The sequence below is a fragment of the Cupriavidus sp. FW305-3-2-15-C-LB2 genome, assembly GCF_058787575.1.
In genome coordinates this window covers 36703-59822 of record NZ_JBYSZW010000025.1, presented here as the reverse complement: position 1 = coordinate 59822, position 23120 = coordinate 36703, and the positions used below count along the sequence as shown (strand labels likewise).

Genomic DNA, 23120 nt, shown 5'->3' with positions numbered 1-23120 from the left:
GCATGGCTGGCATTGGATTCGAGCTGCGCAAGATGCTGCGGCGGGACAACCTGTCGGGCATGCTGAGCGCCTACGCGTATGCCGGCATCATCAGCTCCGGGCCATGGATCCTGTCGATCGTCGGCATCCTGCTGATCGGCATGCTGAGCCTGCCCTTCGTGGTGCCGGGCTCGCTGATCACGCAGTTCCAGGTGTCGGTGACCTACCTGATCGCCGGCAGCCTGATCCTGACCGGGCCGATGCAGCTGGCGTTCACGCGCTTCACCTCGGACCGGTTGTTCGAGAAGCGCGACCACCTGGTCCTGAGCAACTACCACGCGGTGGCGCTGCTGGCGACGGTGCTGTCGGGCGGCATCGGCGTGGCGTGCGCGGTATTCAGCTTCGGCGAGCAGTCGGTGCTGTACCGGCTGCTGATGGTGGCGGGCTTCGTGGTGCTGAGCAATATCTGGATTGCCGCGATCTTCCTGTCGAGCATGAAGCAGTACAAGGCCATCGTGTGGACCTTCCTGCTGGGCTACGCGATCTCGGTCGGCGCCGCGCTGGTGCTGCGCGGCCACGGGCTGGAAGGGCTGCTGGGCGGTTTCGCCGCCGGCCAGCTGTGCCTGCTGACCGGCATGGTGACGCTGATCTACCGCAACTACACCAGCCGCCAGTTCATGTCGTTCGAGGTGTTCCAGCGCCGCCATGCCTACCCCAGCCTGGTCGCGATCGGCCTGCTCTACAACCTGGGCATCTGGATCGACAAGTTCATGTTCTGGTACGCGCCCTCCACCGGGCAGCAGGTGATCGGGCCGCTGCATGCGTCGATTATCTACGACATCCCGGTGTTCCTGGCCTACCTGGCGATCATCCCGGGCATGGCGGTGTTCCTGGTGCGCATCGAGACCGATTTCGTCGAGTACTACGACGCGTTCTACAACGCGGTGCGCGGCGGCAGCTCGCTCGAGCATATCGAGGACATGCGCAACACCATGGTCCAGACCATCCGGCTGGGTTTGTACGAGATCGTCAAGGTGCAGGCCATCGCCGCGCTGCTGCTGTTCGCGGTGGGCGTGTGGGTGCTGCGGCTGCTGGGCATTTCCGAGCTGTACCTGCCGCTGCTGTACGTGGACGTGATCGGCGCCAGCCTGCAGGTGGTGCTGCTGGGGGTGCTCAACATCTACTTCTACCTGGACCGCCGCCGCGAGGTGCTGCTGCTGACCGCGACCTTCGTGGTGCTGAACTTCGCGCTGACGCTGCTGACGCTGCACCTGGGGCCGGCCTGGTACGGCTACGGCTTTGCGGTGTCGCTGCTGGTGGTGGTGGCGCTGGCGCTGTACCTGCTGGACCGCAAGCTGGACCGGCTGGAGTACGAGACCTACATGCTGCAATAGGCCCTGCCGGGGCCGCGCCGGCCGGCTCCCCGGGCGGCGCGATGGCGGCAAGGATGATGCAGATCGAAAGACGATCGCGGAGGGATCGGCGCAGTTGCCGCCACCACCCCTCGTCGGGGCATCTCGACGGAAGGGCCTGCGATTGGGTAACATGGCGGCAGCCGGCGGGCTTCGGCCTGGCCCGTCGGATCAGATCGACGGCCGCGCCCCCTGGGGGTGAATATGAGGAATGACTTGCCGGCCGAGCCGTCGACATGCCGTGGCAGAGACCGCAGTTGCAGTCGGAAGCTGGCAGAAGGATGTAGAGGTATGCGAATTGCCTCCGTGGAGGATGATCCGGATCAGGCCGAACTGATCCGGCAGATATTGAGCGAAGCCGGCTTCGAGTGCGAGTCCTACGCCAACGGCGCGGATTTTCTGCGCGCGTTGCGCGAGCGCGCCTATGACCTGTTGCTGGTCGACTGGCAGTTGCCGGGCACCAGCGGCTATGAGCTGGTCAGCTGGGTGCGGCAGAAGTCCGGCAATATGCCGCCGATCCTGTTCGTCACCAGCCGCACCGCCGAATCCGACATCGTCGACGGCCTCACCGTGGGCGCCGACGACTACATGCTCAAGCCCATCCGCGCCGGCGAGCTGATCGCCCGCGTGCGTTCGCTGCTGCGCCGCGCCTACCCCGAGGCGGCGCAGGAAGTGGAGCTGATCCGGCGCGGCAACTACATCGTCGATACCCACGCGCGCACCATCACCGTCGGCGGCGAGCCGGCGCTGCTGTCCCCGCGAGAATATGAGCTGGCCCTGTTCCTGTTCCGCAATACCGGGCGCCTGCTGGCGCGCGAGGTGATGGAGCAGGCCGTCTGGGGCCGCGCCATGGGCGCGGGCTCGCGCACGCTGGATACGCATATCTCGCGGCTGCGCCTCAAGCTGGCGCTGCGCCCCGAGAACGGCGTGCGGCTGACCTCCGTGTACTCGCACGGCTATCGCTTTGAAGAGGCTTCCGCGGCAGATGTGGAGGCGGATGAGGCCGGGGCGGATGCGTAAGGTGATCGGTGGTGCCGCGCTGGCCCTGCTGGCCGGCATGGCGGTTCCGGCGCACGCCGGGCCCGCGGGCGCGGAAGGCGCCGATTTTATCTACCTGGTGGAGCCGGGCGATACGCTGATCGGCCTGGCCTCGCGCTACATGGCGTCCGAGCAGGGGTGGCGCACGCTGCAGCGCCTGAACGGCGTGGCCGATCCGTACCGGCTGGTGCCCGGCTCGCGCCTGCGCATCCCGCTCAGCCAGATTCCCGAGCAGGCCGCGTCGGCGCGTGTGGTCCATGTGGCCGGCGCGGTCCGCGCCAATGGCCGGCCGGTGCAGGCCGGCATGACGCTGGACGAAACCACGCGCATCGAGACCCCCGCGGGCGGCTCGGTCACGCTGGAGTTGCCGGACCGCAGCCGCGTCACGGTGCCGCCGGCCACCACGCTCTCGGTCAGCCGGCTGCGCATGTTCGCGCGCAGCGGCCTGACCGACACCGTGATCCGCATCGAGAAGGGTGCCGCCGATACGCGCGTGGCACCGCAGGGCGGCGGCGTCGGGCGCTTCGAGCTGCATACGCCGATGATGGTGACCGGCGTGCGCGGCACCCGCTACCGGGTCTCGGCCGACACGGCAGGAAGCCGCAGCGAGGTGCTGGAAGGGCGCGTCGGCGTCAGTGCGGCGCGGGGTGCCCGCGCCAGGCCGGCAGCAGAGCGTGCCATGACCGCGGCGGCTTCGGTCGGTGCCGGCTATGGCATCGGCGTGTCGGCCGGCGGCAAGCTGTCGCAGCCGGTGGCGCTGCTGCCGGCGCCGGCCCTGCTGCCCCCGGCCGATACCGTGCTGGGCCCGTCCTTCGAGGCCGCCTGGCAGCCGGTGCCGGGCGCCACCGCCTACCGCGTGCTGGTGGCGCGCGATGCGGCGCTGAGCGAACTGGTCTGGACCGGCACCGCCAGTGGCGCCACTGCCACGACCGCGCGCGTCGACGGCCTGCCCGAGGGCACGCTGTACCTGAGCGTCAGTGCCATCGACAAGCACCAGCTGACCGGCCATGACGCCCAGGCACCGGTGTCGGTGCGGCTGAACCCGCCGGCGCCGTTCACGCAGCAGCCTGCCGCCGATGCGGTGCGCTATGCCGAAGCCGTCGCCTTCGAATGGGCCACCGTGCCGAGCGCGGCGCGCTACGAACTGGCGCTGGCCGCCGATTCGGCCTTTACGCGCGATGCCGTGGTGCAGGCGGCCTCCGAGCCCGCCGCCACGCAAGCGCTGGTGCCGGGCCGCTGGTGGTGGCGCGTGCGCAGCGTCGATGCGGCGGGCCGGCCGGGCCCGTGGTCGGACGCGGTCCCGTTCAGCGTCGAACCCAAGCCGCCCGTGCCGACCCTGCAGGACGACGGCGGCGCGCTGCATATCGGCTGGCCCGAGGGCAGCGGCGCCGGCGCGGGCTACCGGGTCCAGGTGTCGGCCGATGCCGGCTTTGCCACGCTGCTGGCCGACGAGCACACCACCACCAATGCCATTGACCTGCCGCGCCCCGCGCCCGGCGTCTATTTCATCCGCGTGGCACGTGCGGCGCCGGGGGTGACACCTGACCCGGCGGCGTTCTCCGCGCCGCAGCGCATTGAAGTCAATGCCCTCCTGCGCGACTCGCAGGGCGGCGCAATCGGGTCGGGCGACCGGCCGGACGGTGGTGGCCGCATCCGGCTCAACTGACGCGCCAGGCCCGGCACCGGCCGCGCCGGGGCACGCTTTCGGGCAGCGCACGCTGATCGAATGGTGCCTGCTGCTTGCTGCCGTGCTGGCCCTGGTGGTGCTGGCCGCGCGCCAGGGCTGGGCCGAGCGCGCCGACCTGGCCGCCTACGACATCGCCATCAGCGCCCAGCACCATCCGGCCCGCGACGACATCGTCATCGTCGGCATCGATGACGCCAGCATCACCGCCATCGGCCGCTGGCCGTGGCGCCGCGCGGTGCTGGCGCAGCTGGTCGAGCGCATCGCCGCCGGCCGGCCGCGCGTGATCGGCGTGGACGTGATCCTGTCCGAGCGCGACACCCGCTATCCGCAAGACGACGCCGTGCTGGCCCGCAGCCTGGCCCGGGCCGGCAACGTGGTGCTGCCGGTGGTGGCCGAATCCGGCCCCGCCGGCATGCTGGTGCGCTACCCGCTGGCCGGGCTGGGCGCCGCGGTGGGCCATATCAACATGGTGGTCGATACCGATGGCGTGGCGCGCCAGGTCTATCTGAGCGAAGGGCCCCATCCGGTGGCCGCCGCCGGCGTGCCGCACCTGGCTGCGGTGATGGCGGCGTTCGGTCGCGCCGCCGAGCCGCCCGGCATCGCGCGCCAGGAGCCGGCCCGGATCACCGAAGCCAACGGCTGGGAGCGCAGCGGCCGCCTGCGTATCCCGTATGCCGGCCCGCCCGGCACCTTTGCCCGCGTGTCGGCGCGCGACGTGCTGGATGGCCGCGCCAACCCCGCCATCTTTGCCGGCAAGGCCGTGCTGATCGGCGCGCTCGCCACCGGCATGGGCGACGTGCTGCCGACGCCGGTGTCGCGCGATGGCCGCGGCATGAGCGGGGTGGAGATCCTGGCCAATACCGTGCAGGCGCTGACCGACGGCGATGCCATTGTGGCGGTGCCGCGCGCGTGGCAGGTCGGCGGCACGCTGCTGGCGGTGCTGCTGGCCGCACTGGCCGCGCTGCGCCTGCCCCCGCGCGGCGCGCTGGTGGCCACCGGGCTGCTGCTGGCGGCCCTGCTGGGCGGCTCGCTGTTGCTGCTGGCGCTGGCGCGGCTATGGTTTGCACCCGCCGCCGCGGCGCTGGGCTGCGTGCTGTTCTACCCGCTGTGGAGCTGGTTGCGCCAGGAGGCGGCCTTGCGCTTCCTTACCGACGAACTGGCGCGGCTGGAACGCGAACCCGGCCTGATTGCCGCGCCGCGCCATACCGGCGCCACGCTCGACAGCCGCATGCGCGCCGTCTACAGCATGAGCGCGCAACTGCGCGGCACGCGCCGCTTCCTGTCCGATGGCCTGGAAAGCCTGCCCGATGCCACCGCGATCTGCGACCTGGATGGCGGCGTGATGCTGGCCAACCGGCGCTGCGTGGCGCTGGCGCCCGCGGTGCTGGACGGCGAGCCCGCTCATGCGCCGGGCGCGGCCGGGCCGCCGCGGGCCGCCATCCGCGCGCTGATCGAGGCAATCTTTCCCGCGCCGGCACCGGCCCTGGCGTACTGGCAGTCGCTGCACGACCGCCACGCCGGCGCCCGCATCGCTCCGGTCCCGGTTCCCGACGGCGGCATCGAGGTGGCCGGGCGCGGCGACCGCCGCTACCTGCTGCATGGCGCGCCGCTGCACGCCGAGGCCGGCGCCGTGGCCGGCCTGATCGTCAGCGTGATCGACATCACCGCGATCCGCATTGCCGAGCGCCAGCGCGAGCAGATGCTGCGCTTCCTGTCGCACGACATGCGCTCGCCGCAGGCATCGATCCTGGCCTTGATCGAGCTGCATGAGCGCCGCGCGCGGCGCGATGGGGCAGCCGCCGGCGACGTCGCCACGGACAGCGGCGTGCTGGCACGCATCGCCGCCCATGCACGCCGCACGATGACGCTGGCCGACGACTTCATCAGCGTGGCGCGCGCGGAGTCGAAGACCCTGGCGTTCATGGAAGTGGAATTGGGTGGCCTGGTGCTGGATGCGACGGACCAGCTCTGGGCACTGGCCAAGGCCCGCGACGTGACGCTGCAGATCGACCTGCCTGACGAGCCCGCGGTGCTGCAGGGTGAACCGACGCTGCTGGCGCGCGCCATCGCCAACCTGGTCAGCAATGCGATCAAGTTCAGCCCGCAAGCGGGGACCGTGACGGTCTCGCTCACGCGTGAGCCGGGCAGCTTTGTCGTTGCCGTGCAGGACCATGGGCCGGGGATTGCCGAGGCCGACCAGGCACGATTGTTCGAACCGTTCGCGCGCTTGCATGAGGGGCAGCAGGGCGCGCCGGAAGGCGCGGGTCTGGGGCTGGTGCTGGTGCGGGCCGTGGCCGAGCGGCATGGCGGCAAGGCCAGCGTGCGCAGTGCGGCTGGGGCGGGGGCGGAGTTCCGCATCGAATTGCCTGTGGCCTGAGCGGCACAGCAATGGCCGCAAGCCACGTTACGGCCGCCGACACAATTGTTGGCAGTCGCCACAGGCGGATTTGCGTAGCATCGTATCGCCGCTGGAGCCGCATCCGGCGGTCTTCGCGCCCACGCCAGCTCCCCCAATGGCCGTAACTGGCGTGGGCGGCTTTTTTGGGTGCCACTTGAACTCAGTACCCACCTTGCCCGGGCACCCACGCGGTCCCGGCAAGCGGCACCTGTGTCATCGCCGCCGCCTCGATGGTCAGTGCAACGAGGTCTTCGGGCTCCAGGTTATGCAGGTGCGACTTGCCGCAGGCACGCGCGATGATCTGCGCTTCCATCGTCATGACCGACAAGTAGTTTGCCAGGCGCCGCCCGGCCTGTACCGGATCCAGGCGAGAAGCCAGTTCCGGATCCTGCGTGGTAATGCCTGCGGGATCCTTGCCCTCATGCCAGTCGTCGTAAGCCCCCGGAACGGTCCCGAGCTTGTGGTACTCGCCGGCATGGCGCGGGTCGTTGTCCCCCAGCGCGACCAGTGCAGCCGTGCCGATGGCAACGGCATCTGCTCCAAGGGCGAGGGCCTTGGCGACGTCCGCGCCGTTGCGAATGCCGCCCGAGACGATCAGCTGAACCTTGCGATGCATGCCCAGGTCCTGAAGCGCCTTCACCGCGGGCCGGATGGCCGCGAGGATGGGGATACCCACGTGCTCGATGAACACTTCCTGCGTCGCGGCGGTGCCACCCTGCATGCCATCGAGCACCACCACATCGGCGCCGGCTTTGACCGCCAGGGCCACGTCATAGTAGGGGCGGGTGGCGCCAACCTTGACGTAGATGGGTTTCTCCCAGTCGGTAATTTCCCGCAGTTCGAGGATCTTGATCTCGAGGTCGTCGGGGCCGGTCCAGTCCGGATGCCGGCATGCCGAGCGTTGATCGATGCCTTCGGGAAGGCATCGCATCCTTGCCACGCGCGCGCTGATCTTCTGTCCCAGCAGCATGCCGCCGCCACCGGGTTTCGCGCCCTGTCCGATCACGACTTCGATGGCGTCAGCCTTGCGCAGGTCGTCGGGGTTCATGCCGTAGCGTGAGGGCAGGTACTGGTACACCAGCGTCTGCGACTGGCCGCGCTCCTCCGGTGTCATGCCTCCGTCGCCCGTGGTCGTGCTCGTGCCGGCGATGGTGGCGCCGCGTCCCAGTGCCTCCTTGGCCTGGGCGGACAGCGCGCCGAAGCTCATGCCGGCAATGGTGACCGGCGTCTTCAGGTGAATCGGCTTTTTGGCGTAGCGCGTTCCCAGGACGACGTCGGTTCCGCACTTCTCCCGGTAGCCTTCCAGCGGATAGCGGCTGACCGAGGCGCCCAGGAACAGCAAGTCATCGAAATGCGGCAGCTTGCGCTTGGCGCCGCCGCCACGGATATCGTAGATGCCGGTGGCCGCGGCGCGCCGGATTTCGGCCAGGGTAGCCGGGTCGAACGTCGCGGAATAGCGCGGTGGAGTCTGGGTGGAACTTGATGCCAGGTCCTGCAGTTGGGTCGGGGCATTCATATCAATAGGCTCCTGCGTTATCGACATGGAAGTTGTAGAGCGTGCGGGCAGACCCGTACAGCTTGAACGACGACGGGTCGACATCCACATGGCCGGCGCGGTGGAGCAGGCCGGCCAGCACCACGCGTTCGCGCGGGCCCATGGTCTTCTCTTCGCAATCGGCGCCCAGGCTCTTCACCTTGCCACGCACATAGATGGCGGCTTCGTAGAGCGAGTCGCCCAGCGCTTCGCCGGCGTCGCCGAGCACCACCAGGTTGCCCGCTTGCGCCATGAACGCCGAGAAGCTGCCGACGGAACCGCCGACGACGATATCGGCGCCCTTCAGCGAAATCGCGCAACGCAGGCCGGCATCGCCGTCGATCACCAGCAGCCCGCCGTGGGCAGTGGCGCCTGCGGCGTTGGAGGCGAAGCCCTTGACGTGGACCTTGCCGCTCATCATGTTCTCGGCGACGCCGGTTCCGGCGCTGCCGTTGATGGTCACGGTGGCGCCTTGATTCATCCCGGCGGCGTAGTAGCCGGCATGGCCTTCGATGACCACGTCGACAGGCGCATTCAATCCGGCGGCGATCGCGTGCGCGCCGTTCGGGTTGTCGATCTGCACGCGCAAGCCGCCTTGCGCAGGCACGTCCTTGTGCAGGTACCGGTTGACTTCGCGCAGCGGCGTGACCGCGAGGTCAAACTTCACGCTTTCCATACGTACATCTCCTCGGGTGCTGGTTCGAAAACATGGGCGTGCCTGACGCCGGGCAGGTGGGCCAGCGAGCGGAATTCCGACGCGATGGCGACGTAGTCGTCGCTTTCGGCCACTACCGCGGGCTTGCAGGCGAAGGGGTCGCGGATCAGCGCCAGTTCCGTGGGCGTTCCCATCAGGAAGGTGTAGAAGCCATCCAGGACATCAAAGCCTGCCTGCAGCGCCTGCTCTAGCGTGTCGCCTTCGCGCAGCCGCCATTCCAGGAAACGCGTTGCCGCCTCGGTGTCGTTGTCGGTGTCGAAGTGGATGCCATGGGGCGCCAGCATGCGCCGGATGCCGTTGGGATTCGACAGGGAGCCGTTATGCACCAGGCAAAAGTCCTCGCCGGCGGTGAACGGGTGTGCGCGATCGGGCGTGACGGCAGATTCGGTGGCCATGCGGGTATGGCCGACGAGGTGGCTGCCCTGGAGTTCGGCGAAGCGGTAACGGGCTGCCACTTCAGCCGGGGTGCCGATGTCCTTGTAGAGGTCGATGCTGCGGCCCGTCGAGAACACATGCAGCTTGGGGTCGTTCGCGGCGATCCAGTCCTTGACGCGCTCTGGCTCGCCGCGGAAGGTCACGATGCCATGGTTTCCCTGTGCCTGCACGGTTGCGTGCACGTCGAGGGCCGCATTCAATGCGTCGGCCAGGCGATTCCAGTCATAGCGTTCGCCGTCATCGGTGTAGCCGGCATAGACGCTGATCTTCCTGTGGCGTTCTTCCACAGGCGCCGAGAACACCGCCAATCCCGCTGAATCCGGGCCGCGCTCGGTCATGCCGATCAGCATGGGCACCATCAGCTCGCCAAGCTTTTCCCGCAGCGAAGATGTCTTGACTAACAATGCAACAATTCCGCACATAGCGTGATTCCTTCTTCAAAAGAATTCCAGGTACTGCTTCACTTCCCAGTCCGAGACATGCCGTTGATATTCGAGCCACTCCATGCGCTTGAGCTTCAGGAACTCTTGCGCAACGGGTCCCAGTGCCTCGGTTATCAGCGCATCGGCTTCGAGGGCATCCAGCGCGCTGCCAAGGTTCTGCGGTAGCAGGCCGATGCCGGCTTCGGCCAGCTGCGCCTCGCTCCACTCATAGAGATTGGTGTTGCGCGGTGCGCCGGGATCGAGCTTCCGGTCGATGCCGTCAAGCCCCGCCGCAATCACGGCCGCTGTGGCGAGATACGGGTTGGCGGCGCCATCGGGCAGCCGCAGTTCCAGCCGGCCCTTGGGGATGCGGATCATGCTCGAGCGATTGTTGTCGCCATAGCTGATATACGCGGGAGCCCAGGTGGCGCCGGTGAGGGAACGGCCCACCACGAGCCGCTTGTAGGAATTGACGGTGGGCGCGCAAAGCGCCGTGAGCGCCGGCGCATGGGCCAGCAGCCCGCCAAGGAAGTGATAGGCCAGCTGGGACAGGTCCAGCCCGCGCGGGTCGCTCTTGTCAGCAAACAGGTTGCGCTGGCCATCGCCGATCGACATGTGCATATGCATGCCGTTGCCGGGGCGGTTTGCAAACGGCTTCGGCATGAAGGAGCACACCATGCCCAGCTCGTTGGCGATTTCCGATGCCGCCATCTTGAAGAAGATGAAATGGTCGCAAGACGTCAGGCAGTCGGTGAAGGTGTAATTCAGTTCGAATTGCCCGTTGGCGTCTTCATGGTCGATCTGGTAGACATCGATTCCCGCGGCGCGCAGTCCGTTGGACAGACGCTCCAGGAAAGTACGCGTGCGCGACAGCCCCTTGTAGTCGTAGCAAGGCTTGGCCAGCGTATCGCTCGGGTCGCACGGACCGATGCCGCCTTTGTCGTCACGGCGCAGCAGCGAAAACTCAGGCTCGAGGCCGGTATAAAGCGTGTAGCCACCTTGCGAGAGCCTGGCGATCTGCCGCTTCAGGACGACCCGGCTGTCGTACTGCCATGGCGCACCATCGACATGCCCTTCGCATACGATCCGGGCCAGGCCCGGCTGCCATGGCACCAGCCCGATGGTGTCGAGATCCCCGCGAGCCATGAAGTCCGGGCCATGCGGTTCAATGCCGACGCCCCAGATGGCAAAGCCGGCAAAGCCCGCACCCTCTGCCAGGACCGAGCCAAGATGCGCCACTGGCACCGATTTGGCCTTGGCGACGCCGTGGATATCGACGAACTGCGCGAGGACGTAGCTGACGCCGCGCGCCAGCAGATAGTCTTGAGCGTCTTCGACGGTGTTGAACCGCGGAGCCGGGGTCAGCGCCCCGGCTGGCGCCGCAAGATGCGCACTCAACTCTGACTTCATGGATCGGCTCCTTCCGACTTTGGAATGCGCCTCGCAGCGCCAGGCGCATGACTTGCGCACTGGGGCGCAAATCTGCGATGATTCCTGTGGAGCAACAAGTGTGCCCATCAGGAATCATCCTCCTGGTGCGTCAATGACTGAGAGACCCACATGAAGACCCATGCCGAGCCCCCTTTTGAAGCCCACGTGCCCCACATTGAGGAATCGGTGGGCATGGTCATTCGCGAACTGCGGCTGCGGGAAAGGCTGACGATTGCCCAGGTCGCGGAACAGGCAGGCCTGAGCCGCGGGATGCTGTCGAAGATCGAGACCGGCAGCACCATGGCCGGCATGGATACGCTTGCCCGTATCGCCCGCGCGCTGGGCGTGCCAATGGCGGTGCTGTTCAGCAAGTACGATGGCGCGTCGGCTGCCGCGCAGCATGTCAGGCATGGAGCGGGGATGGAGGTGGTGCGGCGCGGCACCAGGAGCGGTCATACCTATCATCTGCTGGCCTATGACCAGGGCCCCGTGAAAGCCTTTGAGCCGTTCCTGATCACGATCGAGGACGACACCGAGCGCTACCCGACCTTCCAGCACCCCGGCACCGAATTCCTGTACATGCTGGAGGGCGTGGTCGAGTATCGCTGCGGACAGCAAACCTATACGCTCGAACCCGGCGATGCCCTGACCTTCGCCGGCGAGATACCGCATGGCCCGGTAGGCCTGACCAGGTGTCCGATCAGGTTCCTGTCCATCACCATCTATCCGCGACAAGGGGAGTGATGGTGCCCTGCGACCCGGATCGGCAGCACTGCAAACGCGGGGCTCAGGACACCGCGCCGAGACCGTACTTGCCAGTCAGCAGCGCACCATTGCGGAAGCGCTCCAGGGAATAGGGGGCGATGTCAATCTCGGTCTCGATGCCCAGCGCTGCCTGGGCCAGCACGCGTCCGACCGCGGGAGCCAGCTTGAAGCCGTGGCCCGAGAAGCCGTAACCCACCACGAGACCCGGTACCTCGGGCAGACACCCGAGCACCGGGTTCCAGTCGGGCGTCACGTCGTAGACGCCGGTCCAGGACGAAGCAATCCCGGCGTCCGCATAGGTGGGGAAGCGCTCGGCGACTTGCGCGCCGACTTCGACCATGTAATTCATGCTGATGTCGCCTTGCTCGTTGTCCGGCGACGACAGCGTCTCACCGACGGTGCCCTCGCTGACCAGCATCTGCCTGCCGCCGTAACTGCGGCAATACAGCATGCCGGGAGAGCCGAGGTCCTTGTACACCGGCATCTGGAACGTATAGGGCGATGCCGCTTCCAGTGCCAGCACGGCATGGCGCTCGGGGACGACCGGGCTGGCGATGCCGGTCCAGCGCTCGATTTCGGTCGCCCAGATATTCTGGGTGCTGATGACGGTGCCGGCGAGGAAGGTTCCTCGCGAGGTTTCAACGCCGGCGACTTTGCCGCCGTCGAGCAACAACCGTTCGACTCCGACGCCTTCCAGGATCCTGACCCCGAGGCGGCGTGCCGCCCGCGCAAAGCCGGTGGCGACCAGGTAAGCGTCGGCAAAGCCGGCTTCCGGCTCGTAGCCGATCAGCGCAGCGTCGTCGAAGCGGGCAATCGGAAGCAGGCTTTGCGCTTCCTTTGCATCGAGCAACCGCACTTCGATCCCCTGTGCCTGCTGGGCTTCCAGCGAGGCACGCAGCGGGGACAGCCTGGGACCATCCGGCGCGGCGATCAGGTAGCCGCACTTGACCATGCCCGCGGAGGCCTCTTCGTCGCCCAGGTAAGCGGCAAAGTCGTTGAACACCTGCCACGACGCTTGCGCCAGCCGGACGTTCTCGATGACCGAGTAGTGCGTCCGCAGAATGCCGCTGGATTGGGAGGTGGTTCCTGTTCCGATCTGCATGCGCTCGAGCACGAGCACGTTAGTGCAGCCCTGGCGGGCAAGATGGCAGGCGACGGAACTGCCGATCACGCCGGCCCCGATAACGATCGCGTCGTAGCTTTGCATGGAGATTTCCTGGTGGGATCAGAACTGGATGCAAGCCTAGGAGCGACGGCAGTGCGGAGCCTTAGATGAAGAAATATTTATAGGAAAAATTAGATTTTCTTAAGTTATAGTGGGCGACACCGCTCCCTGTTGCAGGCAAGCCCATGGCCAAGTCCGCTCCCATGCCCCCCGCGATTTCCCCGACCCGGCGCCGCGCGCGCGTGCCCGACCTGCACGCGCTACAGGTCTTTATGGCTGTCTGTGAATCCGGTTCCATGGCCCTTGCCGCACAAGGGCTCGGCGTCAGCCAAAGCGCGGTCAGCCAGATGATCCGCTCACTCGAAGTCGAATACGGGATCCAGCTGTTCGACAGGGAAGTGCGGCCTGCCAGGCCCACGCGCGCAGGGAACATCCTGCTGGAGATGGCGGACCGCCTGCTGGCCGAGGCCCGGCATGTGGATGAGGAGTTGCGCAAGCGCGTGCGGCTGGACCACGCCCAGATACGGCTCGGTTGTGTGGACTCCTTTGCGGCGACGTTGGGGCCGGCGTTGATTCGCGGGCTGTCAGGGTCTGCCAGGCAAATGCAGCTATGGTCTGGCCTGACCCCGGGCCTGAATGCCCAGCTGCTGGGCCGGGAGCTGGACCTGGCGATCTGCACCGAAGTGCCGGTAGCCGAAGCACGCATTGCCCAGCGACTTCTGTTTTCCGAAAGCTGGGTGGCCGTATTTCCCAAAGGCAGCCATGTACTGCCGTTGTCCACGGTGCAAGACCTCGCCGACCGTGTCGGCGATCTGCCGCTGATCCGGTACACGCAGCGCTCGGTCATCGGCCAGCAAGTCGAGCGATACCTGCGCCATATCGGCGTGGAAGCGGCACGTCGATTCGAGTTCGATGCGACCGATCCGCTGCTGAGCCTGGTGGCTGCGGGACTTGGGTGGGCCGTCAGCACGCCCCTTTGCCTCTGGCAATCGCGGGTGTGGCTGGATCAGGTCGAGCTGGTGCCGATCCCGCCATCGCGGCTGGGCCAGCGCGATCTTTACCTGCTTTGCCGAATGGCGGAATGGTCCGACCTTGCCGAAGACATTGCCCGGATCACGCGGACGGTGCTCACGCGGGAGCTCGTCCCCGCGATACGCGCCATGCTGCCTGGGTTGCCGGCGGATGCGATCAGCGCTGGCACGGCGCAGTCTCCCTCACTCCCTACGCCCTGAACGTCAGGACAAAGCGCGTCCGCCCCCCCTCCGACTCCACTCCAATGCCCCCGCCATGCGCAGCCACAATCGCCTGCGTGATCGCCAGACCCAGCCCCAGCCCCGCACCATCGGACTCGGGCCGCGCCCGCGACTTGTCCGCGCGGAAGAACCGGTCAAACAGCGAGGGCAGCAGTTCAGGCCGGATGGTCTCGCCTTCGTTCTCGACGACCACCGTCACCCCTTCGGCAGCGGGCAAGATCTCCACCACAATGCCCTTGCCCGCCGGCGTATGCCGCAGCGCATTCGACAGCAGGTTGCTCAGCGCCCGCCGCAGCATCAGCCGGTCTCCGGTGATGCGGCCACTGCCGCGCACGGCCATGCGCACACCCTTGTCCTCAGCCAACGCATCGTAGAAATCGAACAGCGCAGCGACCTCATCAGCGACCTCGATCGGCTCGGCGTTTGGCAGGGTGATGCCGTGCTCCATCTTCGCCAGGTAGAGCATGTCCGACACCATGCGCGACAGCCGCTGCAGCTCTTCCACGTTGGACGCCAGCACGTCGCGGTACTTGTCCGCATCGCGCGGCTGCGACAGTACCACCTGGGTTTGCGTCATCAGGTTGGTGATCGGCGTGCGCAGCTCGTGCGCCAGGTCCGATGAGAACTCCGACAGGCGCGCGAAATCGCGCTGCAGGCGTTCCAGCATGGCGTTGAGCGTCGCGGCCAGGTCGGCCATTTCCACCGGCACGGCATCGACCGGCATGCGCTCGTCGAGCTTGTGCGCGGTGACGGCGCGCGCGCGCGAGGCCATGGTGCGCAATGGCGAGAGCCCGCGGCGCGCGGCCCACCAGCCCAGCAGCCCGCTCGCCAGCGCGGCCAGCGCGGCGTAGAAGGCCAGCGACTGGCGGAAGGCGTGCATGAAGTGGGCATGCAGTGCCGTGTCCATGCCGACCACGACCTGCAGCGGCCCCGGCTGTCCGGGCGGCACCTGCGCCAGCGCACGCATGCCGCGGTAGGTCTGGCCACCCTGTTCCCAAGTGAAGGCATGCCGCTGCGCCGGCAGTTGCGCGGCGGTGGCCAGGGCCATGCCGAAGTCGAAGTCCTGCGTGGCATACAGGCGCTTGCCGTCCGCGGCGCGCACCTCGGCGACGAAGCCGGCATGGTGTTCCAGCACCGGGCCCAGGCGTTGCGCCAGCGACGCCGCCGGGCCTTCGCCCGCGATCTTCTGGATCAGCCGCACGTTGTCGCCCAGCACGGCGTAGTCCTCGTCGGCGAAATGATTGTCGATCGCCAGCCAGATCAGCACGCCCAGCCCCAGCAGCACCGCGGCCGACGACAGCGAGAACAGGATGGTGAGCCGTGCCGTCAGCGACATCCGGACCTTCATTCAGCGTTCTCCGCTGCCTCGGGGGCTTCCAGCACATAGCCCATGCCGCGCACGGTCTGGATCAGCTTGGGCTCGAACTCATCGTCGATCTTCGCGCGCAGGCGCCGGATGGCGACGTCGATGACATTGCTGTCGCTGTCGAAGTTCATGTCCCACACCTGCGAGGCGATCAAGGAGCGCGGCAGCACTTCGCCGCGGCGGCGCGCCAGCAGTTCCAGCAAGGCGAACTCCTTGCTGGTCAGCGTGATGCGGCGCCCGGCGCGCGTGGCCCGGCGGCGGCCCAGGTCCAGCACCAGGTCGGCCACCTGGATGCGGTCCAGCGCCATCTGCGCCGTGCCCCGGCGCAGCAGCGTGCGCACCCGCGCGAGCAGCTCGGAAAAGGCGAAGGGCTTGACCAGGTAGTCGTCCGCACCCAGCTCCAGCCCCTTGACGCGGTCGGCCACGCTGTCGCGCGCGGTCAGGAACAGCACCGGCACGGCGATCTCCGCCGCGCGCAGCGCCTGCACGATGCGCCAGCCATCTACGTCCGGCAGCATCACGTCCAGGATGACCAGGTCATAGGGCTCGGTCATCGCCAGATGCTGGCCGTCCAGCCCGTTGGCCACCAGGTCGACGACAAAGCCCGCCTCGGTCAGCCCCTGGCGCAGGTATTCGCCGGTCTTGGACTCGTCCTCCACCACTAGCAGTTTCACAGCACTTTCCTTGATCGATCGGCCCTTTGGGCAGGGTCCGGCAACTCTACGCCGGCAACGCGGGCGCCAACATGACCGGAAGATTACCGCAATGTCATGTTCCGGTCAGACGTGCGTAGGGTGGCTTTGGCTACGCTTGGCATGCTTTCTACCAGGACTGATGACATGCGACGCCACCCCAGTACCGGCCTTGTGCTGCCCGATTTACCCCGCCGCCGCTTCGTGCAAGGGCTGGTTGCCGGCGGCGTGGTGGCCAGCCTTGCTGGCGTCGGCGGCAGCGCGTGGGCGCAGCATGCGGGCCAGCGCTCCGGGCAGGCTGCCCCGGCCGGCTCCGGCTCGGCGCCGGTCCTGCGCGGCACCGAGTTCGACCTGGTGATCGGCGAGTCGCTGGTCAACTTTACCGGCAAGCCGGCCATTGCCACCACCATCAACGGCATGCTGCCGGGCCCGACGCTGCGCTGGCGCGAGGGCGACACGGTCACCATCCGCGTGACCAACCGCCTGCGCGAGGCCACTTCGATCCACTGGCACGGCATCATCCTGCCGTTTGAGATGGACGGCGTGCCGGGCATCAGCTTTGCCGGCATCCCGCCCGGCCAGACCTTCACCTACCGCTTCAAGGTCGCGCAGACCGGCAGCTACTGGTACCACTCGCATTCGGGCTTCCAGGAAATGACCGGTGTGTACGGCGGCATCGTCATCGATCCGGCCACGGGCCAGGAAAGTGTGCGGGCCGACCGCGACCACACCGTGCTGCTGTCGGACTGGACCGACGAAGATCCGATGCGGGTGCTGACCAAGCTCAAGGTCCAGGGCGACTACTACAACTACAACCAGCCGACCGTGGTCGACTTCTTCCGCGACGTCTCGCGCGACGGGCTGAAGCAGGCGCTGGACAAGCGCAGCATGTGGAACCAGATGCGGATGAGCCCGACCGACCTGGCCGACCTGTCCAGCGCCACGCTCACGCACCTGGCCAACGGCGTCACGCCGGCCGGCAACTGGACTGGGCTGTTCCGGCGCGGCGAGACCGTGCGCCTGCGCTTTATCAACGGCTCGGGCAACACCTTCTATGACGTGCGCATCCCCGGGCTGAAGCTGCGGGTGGTGCAGGTCGACGGCCAGGATATCGAACCGGTCACGGTCGATGAATTCCGCTTCGGCCCCGGCGAGACCTGCGATGCGATTGTCGAACCGCGCGACGACGCTTACACGCTGTTCGCGCAATCGATGGACCGTACCGGCTATGCGCGCGGCACGCTGGCGGTCAGGGAAGGGCTGGCGGCGCCGGTGCCCGCGCTAGACCGGGCCGAATGGCTGACCATGACCGACATGATGGGCGCGATGACGGGCCACGGCGGGCATGGCGGCCATGGCGGTCATGCGGGACACGGCGGCATGCAGCACGGCGCCACGCCGATGCAGGGCATGGACCACGCCGGCATGGACCACAGCCAGCACGCCATGGCCGCCGCCGACCCGCTCAAGGTCCCCAGCAAGACCGCCCGCCACGCCCGCACCGAATACGGTCCGGGCACCGACATGCGCGTCGACATGGCCCGCACCAACCTGGACGATCCCGGCATCGGCCTGCGCAACAACGGCAGGCGCGTGCTGACCCTGGCCGACCAGCACACCATCGGCGGCGCCATGGATGCGCGCGGCCCCGGGCGCGAGGTCGAGCTGCACCTGACCGGCAATATGGAGCGCTACACCTGGTCCTTCGACGGCGTCGAGTTCGGCAAGTCGACGCCGATCCACTTCAAGCACGGCGAACGGCTGCGCGTGATCCTGCACAACGACACCATGATGACCCACCCCATGCACCTGCATGGCATGTGGAGCGAGCTGGAAACGCCGGACGGCAGCTTCCAGGCGCGGCGCCACACCATCCCGGTGCAGCCGGCGCAGCGCATCAGCTTCCTGGTCACCGCCGATGCGCTGGGACGCTGGGCCTGGCATTGCCACCTGATGCTGCATATGGATGCGGGCATGTTCCGCGAAGTGGTGGTGGCGTGATGGTTCAACCTGAATTCGCAATCTCCATGCACAGGCACAAGAAGACGATACTGGCCGTGGCGCTGGCCTTGACCGCAATCGGCGCAGCCCAGGCGCAGGACCCGCATGCCGGCCATGCGCACCAGCACGATGCCCCGGCCGCCATGCAGGGCATGGACCATGGGCAGATGCAGGGCATGGAGCAGGACGGGATCCAGACCATGGACGGTGGCGGTGCGCCGACGCCGGACACGCAGGGCATGGCCGCCCCTGCCATGGACCACGGCGACATGAAGATGCAGGGCGGCAGCGCGCCGCCCGACGCCCGCGATCCGCATGCCTATTCCGGCGGCTACCAGCTGGGCGTCGGCAAGTACGCGCTGGGCGACAAACGCCAGCTGGTGATGGCCGACGAGCACCTGTTCGCCTCGGTGCTGGTCGACCGCCTGGAGTGGGCCCACGCCAATGGCAGCAATGCCGCCGCCTATGAAGCGCAGGCGTGGTTCGGCAACAGCTACGACAAGCTGGTGCTCAAGGCCGAGGGCGAAGCGTCGAAGGGCAAGCTGCACGAGGCCCGCACCGAGCTGCTGTGGGGACACGCCGTGGCCAGCTACTGGGATACGCAACTGGGCCTGCGCAACGACACCGGCAGCGGGCGCCCGGCGCGCAACTGGCTGGCGTTCGGGGTGCAGGGGCTGGCGCCGTACTGGTTCGAGGTCGATGCCACTGCCTATGTCGGCACCAGCGGCCGCACCGCGCTGCGGCTGTCCGCCGAATACGAATTGCTGCTGACGCAGCGCCTGATCCTGCAACCACGCATCGAAGCCAACCTCTATGGCAAGAACGACCCGGAGGTGGGCATCGGCAGCGGCTTGTCCAACGGCACCGTGGGGCTGCGGCTGCGCTATGAGTTCAGCCGGCAGTTCGCGCCGTATATCGGCGTGGAGCGCTACCAGACCTTCGGCAATACCGCCGACATGATCCGGACCTCTGGCGGCAAGGCGGGCGAAACGCGTTTCGTCGCCGGTGTCCGGGTCTGGTTCTGACACCACAACTTCATCATCCCCAAGTGGAGACAACCATGCATGCCAATCGCCCCCTGATCCAGACCCTGCTTGCCGCAACCGCCGCGCTGGCCAGCAGCATCGCCTTCGCGCACCCGAAGCTGGTGTCGTCCACGCCGGCGGACAAGGCCGAGGTGGCCGCGCCGCAGAAGATCGAACTGCAGTTCTCCGAGAGCCTGGTCACCCAGTTTTCCGGCGCCAACCTGGTGATGACCGGCATGCCGGGCATGGCTGACCATGCGCCGATGAAAATGGCCGTGAAAGTCTCCGGCAGCGACGACCCCAAGACCATGGTGATCACGCCCACGCAGCCGCTGCCGCCGGGCAGCTATCGGGTGGACTGGCGGGCGGTGTCGTCCGATACCCATCCCGTCAACGGCAAGATTGCCTTCACGGTGAAGTGATTGCAGCAGCCGGACTGGGTGGCCGCCGGGCTGCGCCTGGCGCTCTATTTCGACCTGGCCTTGCTGTTCGGGCTGCCGCTGTTCTGCACCTATGCGCTGCATCGGGGGGAACGGGCCTCACGCTTTGCAAAGCGTTGCCAGGCGCTTGCGCTGGGCTGCGCCATCGCCGGCATCGGGCTTTCGCTGGCTGCCCTTGTGGTGATGGCGCTGGCCATGACAGGGGAGTCCGACTACGCCGCGTTGCAGGCCCACGTCTTCGCCATGATCGTCACAGGGACGGATTTCGGGCTGGCGTGGTCGGTGCGCCTGGCGGCCCTGCTGCTGTTCGTGCTGGCCTGCGTGTCCTGGCGCAGGCGGCCGGGCGCGCGCTTCACTGCGCTGGCCGGGTTCGGCGGGATTGCGCTGGCGACGCTGGCCTGGGGCGGCCACGGCGCGATGCATGAGGGCGCCTTGCGCTATCTCCACCTGAGCGCCGACGTGGCGCACCTGCTGGCCGCCGGCGCCTGGGTCGGCGCGTTGGCCGCGTTCGTGCTGCTGTCGCTGGCGCGGCCGGTATCGGACCGGGCGGCGGTGGTGCTGCTGAGCCGCACCTCGAACGGGTTTGCCCGTATCGGCACCATCATTGTTGCCACGCTGCTGCTGACCGGCGCGCTCAACTACTGGTTCATCGTGGGCCCGGCGCTGCCGGATCTTGCGCCGATGTCCTATGGCGGGCTGCTTGTCGCAAAACTCGCGCTGTTCGTGGCGATGCTTGGCCTGGCTGCCGCGAACCGCTTCCGCCTGAGCCCGCGGCTGGCGTTGGCGGTGCAGGCCGGGGAGCATCGGGCGGCGACGCTGGCGTTGCGGCGCAGCCTGCTGCTGGAGGCGTGTGCCGCCGCGCTGGTGATGGCCCTGGTAGCCATGCTGGGGATGCTGTCTCCGGCGCCGCCGTGAGTCCCGCGGCCATCAGACATAAGCAATCAGACGCCCGGCGCAGATCACCAGCGACCACGTCACCATCGAGACAATGGCGCTGACGCGCGCGCCGGCCGGCGGCGCGACGCCGCTGTCCCAGCCCGGTTGCCCGGCATGCAGGCTGCGATAGGGACCGAAGTGGAACCACAGCACATTGGCCAGCGCCAGTGCAATCAGGCACAGCTTGGCCAGGAACGCGGGATTGGCGGCCAGCTCATCGGCATGGGCCAGGAACAGCAGCACGCCGCTGGCCGCGACCGCAATGAAGGCGCCGACGGTGAAGGGCAGCGCATGGCGCAACAGCAGGCTCACCGGCAGCCGCCGGCCGAGCCCGGCCAGGCGCATGTCGACCACGAAGATGGAGCCGAACAGCAGCGCCATGCCGGCCAGGTGGACGATCTCTACCGCGGGATAGGCCCAGGCCGAACTGCGCAGGGCCATCGGGAACGGCAGCCGCGCCAGCGCGCCGGCCCATTCCGTCCATTGCGCGAACAGCACCGACATGCGGCGCGCGCCCGCTCAGCGCAACTCGACGGTCTTGCCGTCCACGGTGATGCGCTCGGCGCGCAGCTCGTCGGCCTTTTCCTTGCTGGCGTAGCCGACCAGCGTGACCTCGCGCCCCACGGCCACCTTGTCGGCGGTGGCGCCGCGCGCCTCCATCCGCGACACGGGTGCCAGCACGGCCAGCCAGCGCTTGCCGCCGGCATCGATGCGGATATGCGCGTGGGGGTTCTCGTAGTGGCTCTCGACGATCTTGCCGGTCAGCGTCAGCGGCTTGGTCTCGTCGTAGGTGGACCAGCCGTGATGGGCAATGGCCGGCACGGCCGCCAGCGCCAGCGCGGCGCTGGCGGCAAAGAGGGCGAGGCGGAACAGGGCGCGGAAGCTGGGCATGGGTGGTCTCCGGTCAGGACAGGTGCAGTATAGGCGCCGATCCCGGCCGCGGCAGGGAGACTTATGCGCGGCACGAGTCGGCGCGCTGCACCAGCCGGTGCAGGCTAGGACTCATGGGCTTGAGCGCGGCGCGTTCGGCCGTGAGCGCGATCGCCAGGTTGCTGCGGCGGCCGCGCAGCGCCGCCTCGAGCAGGGTCAGGCTGACGATGTCGCGCTGTGCATGGCTGCCGCCGAAGCGGTGGGCGATCAGGCGCACCGGCATCAACAGGTCGATGGCGGTGCTGTAATCGCCCTGGTCGAACGCGATCAGGGCATCGGCCACCGGCAGCCCCACATCGCGCGACATCATGGCATTGGTGCCGTTGCCCAGGGCGGCGCGCTCCAGCGCGGCGCGGACCTGGTCGGCGGCAGCGGGCCGGTGCGCGCCCAGGCTGGCCATCACGGCATGGACATCGTTGAAGGCGTAGTAGCCGGCCGCGCCGCGGCCGAGCCAGTCGTCCGCCACCGGCTGCCAGCGCCGGCCCACGTCCACGCCGCGCAGGTGCAGCCGCCACAGCAGCGCGGAGGCATCCACCAGGTCCAGCGCGATCGCCGGCGCGGGGCGCTTGATATAGCGGTCGTACAGCGCCAGCACCTCGTCGGTCCTGCCCGCTTCCAGCTGGAACAATGCCAGGTGCCACCAGTTGTGCACGGCCAGCATATTGTCGTCGGACCAGTCGTCGCGGCGCCCGTCCAGCCAGGCGATACCGTCGTCCAGCCGGCCCTGCATCTCCATCACGTGCGCCACCGCGTGCACGGCCCACGGGTCGCGCGGATTGAGCTCGAGCGCGCGCCGGCCGCTTTCCTCGGCGCGCTCGTAGAGCTGGGTTTCTTCCAGGCCGAAGGCATGCATGCCGAGCAGGTAGCCGTAGCCCGGCATGCCGGCATCCCAGTGCGGCAGCGCCTGCGCCACGCGGTCGCGCAGCATCGATGACTGCCCCAGCAGGAAGTCGCCGAGATGCGCGGTCTGGATCGCCAGCAGGTCGCGTGGATAGTCGATCACGATATCGCCGTAGAGCCGGACCGAGCGCTCGAACTCGCCGTCCAGCCAGGCCCGTGCCGCGGCGATGTGGCGGCGCTCGCGGTCGTTGGCGCGGGCGTGCCGGGCTTCGCCGGCTTCGACGCTCTGGCGCAGCATGGGCTCGGCCGTGCCGTCGCCAGAGGTGACCATCAGCGCGGCGCGCAGCGCGTGGCCCATGGCGAAGTCGGGGTCGGCGGCCAGCGCCGTGTCGATGGCGGCGAGCGGGTCGCCGTAGTAGCCGTTCAGCAGTTGCAGGGCGGTCTCATACTGCTCGACCGAGCGGGCGTTCTGGGTCGAGACCGGAAGGTCCCGTGAATCCGTGAGTGCCATGGCAATCTCCGTGCGCCCGCGGCAGCGGGGCTGTCACGAACCATCGTAGACGGCAAAACGCCCCGTGTAACGGATGCGGCGGGGTGCGCCGCACCATGCCTGCCGCAAGGCGCACGGCCGGGGTGCGTTGTGCGCTATATGCCGC

At 68.0% G+C, this 23120-nt stretch carries 20 protein-coding genes; 10 read left to right on the top strand and 10 right to left on the bottom strand.

Annotated elements, in window-relative coordinates:
• Window positions 1-2: 2 nt before the first annotated feature.
• The 4 genes from pelG to AC3WRR_RS18995 all read left to right on the top strand — a co-directional run bounded on the left by pelG (window position 3) and on the right by AC3WRR_RS18995 (window position 6493).
• Complete coding sequence (gene pelG / locus AC3WRR_RS19010; protein ID WP_010810938.1) at window positions 3-1373, top strand: exopolysaccharide Pel transporter PelG; 1371 nt, start codon at window positions 3-5, stop codon at window positions 1371-1373.
• 309 nt (window positions 1374-1682) lie between these two features.
• Window positions 1683-2411 carry a response regulator transcription factor gene (locus AC3WRR_RS19005; protein WP_010810939.1) on the top strand — a complete coding sequence of 243 codons (729 nt, stop codon included), beginning with the start codon at window positions 1683-1685 and terminating at the stop codon, window positions 2409-2411.
• A complete protein-coding gene (locus tag AC3WRR_RS19000; RefSeq protein ID WP_454751049.1) occupies window positions 2404-4095 on the top strand; it encodes a FecR family protein in 1692 nt (563 codons plus the stop codon). Before AC3WRR_RS19005 ends, AC3WRR_RS19000 begins: the two co-directional genes overlap by 8 nt.
• Complete coding sequence (locus AC3WRR_RS18995; protein ID WP_492294136.1) at window positions 4070-6493, top strand: CHASE2 domain-containing protein; 2424 nt, start codon at window positions 4070-4072, stop codon at window positions 6491-6493. The genes AC3WRR_RS19000 and AC3WRR_RS18995 overlap by 26 nt, the downstream gene beginning before the upstream one ends.
• Window positions 6494-6674: 181 nt before the next feature.
• Here AC3WRR_RS18995 and AC3WRR_RS18990 read toward each other — a convergent pair whose 3' ends face one another.
• From AC3WRR_RS18990 to glnT, 4 genes are read right to left on the bottom strand one after another with little or no spacing between them, the layout of a single operon-like run.
• Window positions 6675-8030: an FMN-binding glutamate synthase family protein gene (locus AC3WRR_RS18990; protein ID WP_010810942.1), complete on the bottom strand. Its 1356-nt coding sequence runs from the start codon at window positions 8028-8030 to the stop codon at window positions 6675-6677.
• Window position 8031: 1 nt separating this feature from the next.
• On the bottom strand, window positions 8032-8724 hold the full coding sequence (locus AC3WRR_RS18985) for a GltB/FmdC/FwdC-like GXGXG domain-containing protein (protein WP_492297812.1): 693 nt from the start codon (window positions 8722-8724) through the stop codon (window positions 8032-8034).
• Window positions 8712-9620, bottom strand: a complete 909-nt coding sequence (locus AC3WRR_RS18980) for a class II glutamine amidotransferase domain-containing protein (RefSeq protein ID WP_492294138.1) — start codon at window positions 9618-9620, stop codon at window positions 8712-8714. Before AC3WRR_RS18980 ends, AC3WRR_RS18985 begins: the two co-directional genes overlap by 13 nt.
• 15 nt (window positions 9621-9635) lie before the next feature.
• Window positions 9636-11030 (bottom strand): type III glutamate--ammonia ligase, encoded by a 1395-nt coding sequence (gene glnT, locus AC3WRR_RS18975; RefSeq protein WP_492294139.1) that lies wholly within the window; start codon window positions 11028-11030, stop codon window positions 9636-9638.
• Window positions 11031-11180: 150 nt separating this feature from the next.
• Between glnT and AC3WRR_RS18970 the strand changes: the two genes are divergently transcribed.
• Entirely contained in the window at window positions 11181-11795 is a 615-nt protein-coding gene (locus AC3WRR_RS18970; protein ID WP_492294141.1) for a helix-turn-helix domain-containing protein, read from the top strand.
• A gap of 43 nt (window positions 11796-11838) precedes the next feature.
• Here AC3WRR_RS18970 and AC3WRR_RS18965 read toward each other — a convergent pair whose 3' ends face one another.
• Window positions 11839-13023, bottom strand: coding sequence for an NAD(P)/FAD-dependent oxidoreductase (locus tag AC3WRR_RS18965; RefSeq protein WP_011617700.1), 1185 nt, complete (start codon window positions 13021-13023; stop codon window positions 11839-11841).
• Between the two features lie 143 nt (window positions 13024-13166).
• Between AC3WRR_RS18965 and AC3WRR_RS18960 the strand changes: the two genes are divergently transcribed.
• Window positions 13167-14213 (top strand): LysR family transcriptional regulator, encoded by a 1047-nt coding sequence (locus AC3WRR_RS18960; protein ID WP_492297811.1) that lies wholly within the window; start codon window positions 13167-13169, stop codon window positions 14211-14213.
• Here the strand turns inward: AC3WRR_RS18960 and AC3WRR_RS18955 are convergent.
• Both AC3WRR_RS18955 and AC3WRR_RS18950 read right to left on the bottom strand, forming a co-directional pair.
• On the bottom strand, window positions 14203-15582 hold the full coding sequence (locus AC3WRR_RS18955; protein WP_492297810.1) for a heavy metal sensor histidine kinase: 1380 nt from the start codon (window positions 15580-15582) through the stop codon (window positions 14203-14205). The two genes, AC3WRR_RS18960 and AC3WRR_RS18955, sit on opposite strands and share 11 nt — an antisense overlap.
• Complete coding sequence (locus tag AC3WRR_RS18950; RefSeq protein ID WP_010810950.1) at window positions 15579-16274, bottom strand: heavy metal response regulator transcription factor; 696 nt, start codon at window positions 16272-16274, stop codon at window positions 15579-15581. The genes AC3WRR_RS18955 and AC3WRR_RS18950 overlap by 4 nt, the downstream gene beginning before the upstream one ends.
• Window positions 16275-16439: 165 nt before the next feature.
• On the opposite strand from AC3WRR_RS18950, the gene AC3WRR_RS18945 reads away from it, so the two are divergent.
• Genes AC3WRR_RS18945 through copD form a run of 4 tightly spaced genes read left to right on the top strand, consistent with a single transcriptional unit; the run spans window position 16440 to window position 20673 of the window.
• Window positions 16440-18293, top strand: a complete 1854-nt coding sequence (locus AC3WRR_RS18945; RefSeq protein ID WP_492297809.1) for a copper resistance system multicopper oxidase — start codon at window positions 16440-16442, stop codon at window positions 18291-18293.
• A gap of 26 nt (window positions 18294-18319) precedes the next feature.
• Window positions 18320-19318: a copper resistance protein B gene (locus AC3WRR_RS18940; protein WP_010810952.1), complete on the top strand. Its 999-nt coding sequence runs from the start codon at window positions 18320-18322 to the stop codon at window positions 19316-19318.
• 35 nt (window positions 19319-19353) lie between these two features.
• Window positions 19354-19740 (top strand): copper homeostasis periplasmic binding protein CopC, encoded by a 387-nt coding sequence (gene copC, locus AC3WRR_RS18935; protein WP_010810953.1) that lies wholly within the window; start codon window positions 19354-19356, stop codon window positions 19738-19740.
• Entirely contained in the window at window positions 19741-20673 is a 933-nt protein-coding gene (gene copD / locus AC3WRR_RS18930; RefSeq protein ID WP_010810954.1) for a copper homeostasis membrane protein CopD, read from the top strand. It abuts the gene before it with no gap.
• A 12-nt stretch (window positions 20674-20685) separates the two neighbouring features.
• Here copD and AC3WRR_RS18925 read toward each other — a convergent pair whose 3' ends face one another.
• The 3 genes from AC3WRR_RS18925 to AC3WRR_RS18915 all read right to left on the bottom strand — a co-directional run bounded on the left by AC3WRR_RS18925 (window position 20686) and on the right by AC3WRR_RS18915 (window position 22975).
• Window positions 20686-21198 (bottom strand): DUF6644 family protein, encoded by a 513-nt coding sequence (locus AC3WRR_RS18925; RefSeq protein ID WP_010810955.1) that lies wholly within the window; start codon window positions 21196-21198, stop codon window positions 20686-20688.
• Between the two features lie 15 nt (window positions 21199-21213).
• Entirely contained in the window at window positions 21214-21585 is a 372-nt protein-coding gene (locus tag AC3WRR_RS18920) for a DUF6152 family protein (protein WP_454751055.1), read from the bottom strand.
• Between the two features lie 61 nt (window positions 21586-21646).
• A complete protein-coding gene (locus AC3WRR_RS18915) occupies window positions 21647-22975 on the bottom strand; it encodes a tetratricopeptide repeat protein (protein ID WP_010810957.1) in 1329 nt (442 codons plus the stop codon).
• Window positions 22976-23120 lie beyond the last annotated feature (145 nt).

Coding starts and splice junctions, on each gene's coding strand:
- AC3WRR_RS18960 (WP_492297811.1), top strand. CDS start 13,167: ATGGCCAAGTCCGCTCCCATGCCCCCCGCGATTTCCCCGACCCGGCGC.
- AC3WRR_RS18980 (WP_492294138.1), bottom strand. CDS start 9,620: ATGTGCGGAATTGTTGCATTGTTAGTCAAGACATCTTCGCTGCGGGAA.
- glnT (WP_492294139.1), bottom strand. CDS start 11,030: ATGAAGTCAGAGTTGAGTGCGCATCTTGCGGCGCCAGCCGGGGCGCTG.
- AC3WRR_RS18965 (WP_011617700.1), bottom strand. CDS start 13,023: ATGCAAAGCTACGACGCGATCGTTATCGGGGCCGGCGTGATCGGCAGT.
- AC3WRR_RS18940 (WP_010810952.1), top strand. CDS start 18,320: ATGCACAGGCACAAGAAGACGATACTGGCCGTGGCGCTGGCCTTGACC.
- AC3WRR_RS18915 (WP_010810957.1), bottom strand. CDS start 22,975: ATGGCACTCACGGATTCACGGGACCTTCCGGTCTCGACCCAGAACGCC.
- copC (WP_010810953.1), top strand. CDS start 19,354: ATGCATGCCAATCGCCCCCTGATCCAGACCCTGCTTGCCGCAACCGCC.
- AC3WRR_RS18925 (WP_010810955.1), bottom strand. CDS start 21,198: ATGTCGGTGCTGTTCGCGCAATGGACGGAATGGGCCGGCGCGCTGGCG.
- AC3WRR_RS19005 (WP_010810939.1), top strand. CDS start 1,683: ATGCGAATTGCCTCCGTGGAGGATGATCCGGATCAGGCCGAACTGATC.
- AC3WRR_RS18920 (WP_454751055.1), bottom strand. CDS start 21,585: ATGCCCAGCTTCCGCGCCCTGTTCCGCCTCGCCCTCTTTGCCGCCAGC.
- AC3WRR_RS18990 (WP_010810942.1), bottom strand. CDS start 8,030: ATGAATGCCCCGACCCAACTGCAGGACCTGGCATCAAGTTCCACCCAG.
- AC3WRR_RS18985 (WP_492297812.1), bottom strand. CDS start 8,724: ATGGAAAGCGTGAAGTTTGACCTCGCGGTCACGCCGCTGCGCGAAGTC.
- AC3WRR_RS19000 (WP_454751049.1), top strand. CDS start 2,404: ATGCGTAAGGTGATCGGTGGTGCCGCGCTGGCCCTGCTGGCCGGCATG.
- pelG (WP_010810938.1), top strand. CDS start 3: ATGGCTGGCATTGGATTCGAGCTGCGCAAGATGCTGCGGCGGGACAAC.
- AC3WRR_RS18945 (WP_492297809.1), top strand. CDS start 16,440: ATGCGACGCCACCCCAGTACCGGCCTTGTGCTGCCCGATTTACCCCGC.
- AC3WRR_RS18955 (WP_492297810.1), bottom strand. CDS start 15,582: ATGAAGGTCCGGATGTCGCTGACGGCACGGCTCACCATCCTGTTCTCG.
- AC3WRR_RS18970 (WP_492294141.1), top strand. CDS start 11,181: ATGAAGACCCATGCCGAGCCCCCTTTTGAAGCCCACGTGCCCCACATT.